Below are 1,046 nucleotides of genomic sequence, written 5' to 3' on the forward strand. Positions count from 1 at the left end.
CCGAGCTGTTCGAGGCAGTGGGCCTCGTCGTTGCGGCTGGCGAGGGTGTCGGGGTGGTCGGCGCCCAGGACGCGTTCGCGGGCGGCGGCGACTCTGCGGTACTCGGTGAGGGCGTCGGCCCAGCGGCCCAGCCAGCCCAGGCCCACGGCGACCTCGCGGCGGCTGACCAGGGTGTCGGGGTGCTCCGGGCCCAGGACGCGCTCGCGGATGGCGCACACGTCGCGGGACTCGGTGAGAGCCTCTTCCCAGCGGCCGAGGCGGCCGAGGTTGAGTCCGAGGCCGTGGCGGGCGCGGAGGGTCTCGGAGTGGGTGGGGCCGTGGACGCGGGTGCGGTCGTCGATCAGGTCGCGGTAGAGCTGGAGCGCCTCCGCGCTGCGGCCGAGGCGGCCGAGGCTGATGCCGACCTCGTAGCGGGCGGCGAGGGTGTCCGGGTGGTCGGGGCCGAGGGCCTGTGCGCGGGCCTCGGCGACCTCGCGGTAGGTCTGGAGGGCTTCCGGCCAGCGGCCCAACTGTCCCAGGGCGTAGGCGACTTCGTAGCGGGTGGCCAGGGTGTCGGGGTGGGCGGGGCCCAGGACGCGCGCGCGGGCCGCCGCGACGTCGCAGGCCATGCGGTAGGAGTCCTCCAGGCGGCCGAGCCGGCTGAGGTTGAAGGCGAGGTTGTGGCGGCAGCGCAGGGTGTCGGAGTGGTCGGGGCCCATGGTGCGCTCGCGGGCGGCGAGGACGGACGTGTAGACCTGGTGGGCGTCGAAGTGACGGCCCAACTGGCCCAGGACGTACGCCATTTCCTGACGGGCGGCGAGGGTGTCGGGGTGGTCCGGGCCGAACACTCGCTCCCTGGATTGGGTGACGTGGGTGAACTCGATCAGCGCGTCGGCGGGCCGTCCGGTGCGGGAGAGGGAGAACCCGACCTCGTAGCGGCTGGCGAGGGTGTCCGGGTGGTCGGGGCCGAGCAGGTGCTCGCGCTCTGCGGCCACCGCGCGGTGCACCTCACCGGCCTCCGCCCAGCGGCCGAGCCGGCCCAGGCTGAGCCCCGCGTTGTGCCGTCC

1 protein-coding gene is annotated in these 1,046 nt (G+C 75.0%); it reads right to left on the minus strand.

The window, feature by feature from the left end; genetic code table 11:
* Positions 1-1,046: tetratricopeptide repeat protein (locus tag HLK59_RS50155; RefSeq protein ID WP_171148350.1), on the minus strand; the 1,046-nt coding region annotated here is incomplete at both ends.

The sequence above is a fragment of the Streptomyces sp. S3(2020) genome (genome assembly GCF_013044505.1).
Classification (GTDB): Bacteria; Actinomycetota; Actinomycetes; order Streptomycetales; family Streptomycetaceae; genus Streptomyces.